The organism is Saccharopolyspora sp. (genome assembly GCF_017434145.1).
Taxonomy (GTDB): Bacteria; Actinomycetota; Actinomycetes; order Mycobacteriales; family Pseudonocardiaceae; genus Saccharopolyspora_C; species Saccharopolyspora_C galaxeae.
In genome coordinates this window covers 1-4,693 of sequence record NZ_JAFRFW010000600.1, presented here as the reverse complement: position 1 = coordinate 4,693, position 4,693 = coordinate 1, and the positions used below count along the sequence as shown (strand labels likewise).

The following is a 4,693-nucleotide window of genomic DNA, read 5'->3' as shown; positions in this document are numbered from 1 at the left end:
GCTGGGCGCGCTGCTGCCCGCCCGGCCCGTCGGCCACGTCGATCAGCACTTGCCGCGGTTGCGGCAGCGCTGGTGCGGCGGTCCGGCCCGGCCACAGCGCGACGCTCGCGGCCAATGCCACGACGACGAGAACCACGAGCAGCAGCAGGCCATTGCGGCGGGAGGTCGGGGACACGGTCCGGACATTAGGGGAACGAGGCGGCAACGGTTTCATCCTGGAGCGGGTGAAGGCGAAGACGCTATGAAGCAGCAACCGAACAGCAATCGGCCGCCTGCCGCGCCGCCACCTTCACGGTCGTCGAGTCGTCGGTGCACGGCCGCATCCCCGAGTGCGGTCCCGCCACGTGGGCCTGGGGCGGGCGCGGTGATCGTAGCGACACGACGCGCCGAGTCCATCCCCCGATGGTCGGTTCAACGCTGGTTCGATCGAATGTGATTGGTCACAGCGCGACGTCGCTGCGCCCACTTCGAGTGAGCCGATGACCAGGAAGTTGCCGGTGGAGAATCTGCAGTCGTAACGTTCCGCGTGCACTCGTGCCGATCATCACCCCGACTGGTGGTCGGGACCGCGCATAAGTGACAATCTTGGCAACGTTGTGGAGGGGAGTATTCCTTCGCGGCGGCATCGTCATCACGGTCACGTTCTCCCGGCGCGTCGCCGGGAGGGGCCCGGTGCCGTCGGCCGGTTCGCCGGTGGAAGAGACCTCCGGTCCCGGCGCATGCCCTGAACCGGAGGTGATCCATGGGTGTCCAGCTGATGGCGGCCGCACCCCAGGCCCAAGCAGCGGACACGCTGCACGCGCATTGGTGGGTGTGGGCGGCCACGCTAGGCGGGCTGGCATTGCTGCTGCTGCTCGACCTGGTCATCGTGGACCGCAAACCGCACGAGGTGACCACCGGCGAAGCGGCCCGCTGGGTGGTGTTCTACATCGCGTGCGCGATCGCCTTCGGCATCGGCGTGTGGATCTTCGGTGATGCGCACTTCGCGATCGAGTACTTCACCGGCTACATAACGGAGTACTCGCTGAGCGTGGACAACCTGTTCATCTTCATGGTGATCATGTCCAGCTTCGCGGTACCCACCATCCACCAGCACCGGGTGCTGCTGATCGGCATTCTGCTCGCGCTGGTCATGCGCGGTGCGTTCATCGCCGTCGGCGCGGCGCTGATCCAGCAGTTCGTGTGGGTGTTCTTCATCTTCGGCGGTTTCCTGATCTGGACCGCGTTCGGCATGATCCGGAACAAGGACGAGGACGAGGAGTACAAAGAGAACATCGTGGTGCGCTGGGTGCGCAAGGTCTTCCCGGTCACCGAGGACTACCACGAGACCAAATCGATCATCAAGATCGACGGCAAGCGCTACCTGACGCCGATGTTCGTGGTGATCGTCGCGATCGGCAGCGCCGACCTGCTGTTCGCGGTCGACTCCATCCCGGCCATCTTCGGCATCACGCAGGACCCGTTCCTGGTGTTCACCGCGAACGCCTTCGCGCTGATGGGGTTGCGGCAGCTGTACTTCCTGCTCGGCGGGCTGGTGGACCGGCTGGTCTACCTGAACGTGGGGCTTTCGGTGATCCTCGGGTTCATCGGCATCAAGCTGGTGCTGCACGCATTCCACGAGTACCACCTGGTGCCGACCTGGCTGGAGATCAACAACTGGATGTCGCTCGGCGTGATCGTGGTGGTGCTGGTGATCACCACTGTCGCGAGCCTCGCGAAATCCCGGAAAGACGAAGAAGAGCAGAAGGCGCACCAGCCGGAAAGCTCCTCGTGAAATTTCCGCGCCGTGCCCGGTGATTAGCGGGCGGCGCATCCGGAGGCGCCGGAAAGGGCGCGCGGCTGCAGGCGGTTTCGCCGGTCGCGCGCCCTTTTCGCGACTCAGTCCAGCAGCGTGTAGTTCAACTCCTTGCAGACCCGCCCCAGCGGGACGTCCAGGCCCGGGTGGTCCAGCGGCAGCAGCACGTCCGGCGAATCCGGCAGCGCGGTCGCCGACGGCGGATCCCACAGGCACAGCGACGGGTTCCCCGCGTCCATCGCCGAGCGGTACCAAAGCCCGTCCAGCTCCGGGTACGCCGCGCGGATGCTGCGCGCCCACGCCTGCGTGCGCTCCTTCGGGCCGTTGCTGATGGCCTGCGACGCTCCGGCGCGGGTCGGCCACAGCCCGCCGAGGTCCAGCAGCCGCAGCGTGCGCCGCGGCCTGCAGAGCACCAGGTGCGGCTTGCGGGTGCGCCGATCGACCGTCGAGGTCGCTTGGAACACCTCTGCCACGCAGGTCCGCACCGACAGCGAGAAGTAGAGGACCCCGTGCTCCCGGGTCACCGTCGGCCCGCCTTGGGTGTTCGGCAGGTGCGGGTCGAATCGGGCGTGCGGCAGCGGGCCCGCGTAGCGGAAGCTGTCCCACTGCTGCGGGTGGTTGCCGCCGGAGGTGAACACGCGCGAGAGCCGGGTTCCCGCGGGAACCGCGATCACGTCCTCGGTGCGCCGCAGCATCGCCTGCAGCACCGCCGGTGCCGGCGGCTGGGGAAGTCGTGCCAACGGATGTCCTGGTCACTTCGGCGGCTTGAGGGATTTGTCCGGGCTGGATTTGCGTGGCGGTGCCGGTAGCGGAACCTCAGCGGCTTTGCCGCTGACAAGGCAAAGAACAAAAGCTCTCGTGAACGTCCTCTCCGAGTGTTGCAGAAGTGCTCCGCGTGGTGTTCGTCCAGCGGAACCCGCACGCCTGCGCGCCGTGTCGGCTGCACAGCTGGCGGGCCGTGCAGCGCGTCGTCGCACTGCGGTGGGCTACGCGCCGCGGCGCAGCGAGCCGGTGTAGTGGCAGACGCTCGGGGAACCGCTGCGGTTGCCGAATCACGCAACCGTTCGCCGACGACGGCCGTTAAGCGGGGGTGCCGATCGCCGAAGCCAGGTCGGCCACCCGGCGCGCGCCGCCACCGGCCAGCAGCCAGTCGCGCGGGCTGACCGGGCGGTCGCCGAGTTCCAGGTCGTCCTGCGCCGTGGTCATGAACTTCGCGAGCACCAGTGCGGGCTGGTCCTGCGGCATCGATGCCAGCACCGTTTCCAGACCGGGCAGCACGTCGTCGTCGCTGAACTGCCACGCGGGCAACCGCCAGCCGCCGCGGTCCTTCCAGCCGATCAGCCGCCCGTCACCGATGCGGTGGCGGATGCGGCTGGAGTCCACGCTGATGCGGTCCGCGGCCTGGCTCACCGAAAGCGCGGTATCGCGCAGCACGGCCTGCTCGGCTACGGTCCGGGCGCGCGGGTCCACCTCGCCGGTCCCCAGCGGGGACAGGTCCAGGCCGCTTTCGCCGAGGGCCTGGCGCTCGGCGGGGGTGAAGTGCGCGGACGGGTCGACCTGCGGCGTCGTGAGGCGCTTGGCGGCGTCCTCGACGAGGGAGAGGAACTCGGTGGCGGTGACCCGCAGTCCTGCCCGGGCCAGCACGGTCTCCAGCGCGACTGTCATGTCCCCAGCGTAGCGCGTCCTGGGCCAAAAGTGTGCGCAAACGTGCGCGCCAGCGTGAGGAATCACTGGACGTAGCATTCCCGTCGCACAGCGTGCCGCGTCCGTCCGGCTGACGGAGGACACCTGCCGGTTCGACCAGGTGACCGGCCGCGGACCGTCTCCGCGCGGCGGGATGATCTTCGTCGTCGCTGGCGAGTGCGCAGTGGATCAGCTCCGGCGGCGCCGCGTTGCGCGGCGCTGCCAGGTGCGTGGGGTGACGGCGGTGCGCTGCGAGTGGTCCGCTCGGGTGTTGCTCCGGTCGGAGCAGCTGGGCCGGGCGTGTCCGGCGCGCCGGTCCGGGAGGGTTGACGCGGCACCGCTCGACGCCGTTGACTGGGCCGTACCGACTGGTCGGTCTTTCGAGTGGGAGTAGCAGCGCATGAGCAAGCGTTTCGACGGACGGGTCGCCGTCCTGACCGGCGCCAGCCGCGGGATCGGCCTCGGCATCGCCGCCAGGCTGGTGTCCGAGGGCGCGAAGGTCGTGATCACCGCCCGCAAGCCGGAACCGCTGGAGGAGGCCGTCGAGTCGCTCGGCGGCTCCGAGCACGCCATCGGCGTGGCGGGCAAGGCCGACGACGTCGAGCACCAGGCCGAGGTCGTCGACCGCGCCGTGAAGGACTTCGGCGGCGTGCACATGCTGGTCAACAACACCGGCATCAACCCCGCCTACGGCCCGGTGATCGACGTGGACCACTCGGTCGCCCGCAAGACCTTCGAGGTCAACGTGCTCGCCGCGCTGTCCTGGACGCAGCAGGTGTACCGGGGGTGGATGCAGCAGCACGGGGGATCGGTCCTCAACGTCTCCTCCGTCGCCGGGCAACGGCCCTCGCCGGGCATCGGCTACTACGGCGGCACGAAGGCGATGCTGTCGCTGCTGACCCAGCAGCTCGGCGTGGAACTGGCGCCCGACGTGCGGGTGAACGCGGTCGCTCCGGCCGTGGTGAAGACGAAGTTCGCCACGGCGCTCTACGCGGAGGACGAAGAGGGCGTTTCCGCGAGCTACCCGCTCAAGCGGCTCGGCGTGCCAGAGGACATCGGCGGCGCGGCGGCGTACCTGCTGTCCGACGAAGCGTCGTGGGTGACCGGGCAGATCCTCACCCTCGACGGCGGCCTGACCCTCACGGGAGGTGTGTGAGCGGTGCAGCTGTCGGACTCGGTGGTCGTGGTGACCGGTGGCGGCAACGGCATCGGTGC

The 4,693-nt window shown here is 68.9% G+C and carries 4 protein-coding genes; 2 read left to right on the top strand and 2 right to left on the bottom strand.

Going from position 1 to position 4,693, the window contains the following annotated elements:
• Positions 1–757 precede the first annotated feature (757 nt).
• Positions 758–1,774: a TerC family protein gene (locus tag IJH84_RS16595; protein ID WP_233628029.1), complete on the top strand. Its 1,017-nt coding sequence runs from the start codon at positions 758–760 to the stop codon at positions 1,772–1,774.
• Between the two features lie 104 nt (positions 1,775–1,878).
• Here IJH84_RS16595 and IJH84_RS16590 read toward each other — a convergent pair whose 3' ends face one another.
• Entirely contained in the window at positions 1,879–2,535 is a 657-nt protein-coding gene (locus tag IJH84_RS16590) for an RES family NAD+ phosphorylase (RefSeq protein ID WP_200072030.1), read from the bottom strand.
• Positions 2,536–2,875: 340 nt separating this feature from the next.
• Complete coding sequence (locus IJH84_RS16585) at positions 2,876–3,460, bottom strand: DNA-binding protein (RefSeq protein ID WP_200072031.1); 585 nt, start codon at positions 3,458–3,460, stop codon at positions 2,876–2,878.
• Between the two features lie 418 nt (positions 3,461–3,878).
• Here IJH84_RS16585 and IJH84_RS16580 point away from each other — a divergent pair, with 418 nt between their 5' ends.
• Entirely contained in the window at positions 3,879–4,634 is a 756-nt protein-coding gene (locus IJH84_RS16580; RefSeq protein WP_200072032.1) for an SDR family oxidoreductase, read from the top strand.
• Positions 4,635–4,693: the final 59 nt, after the last annotated feature.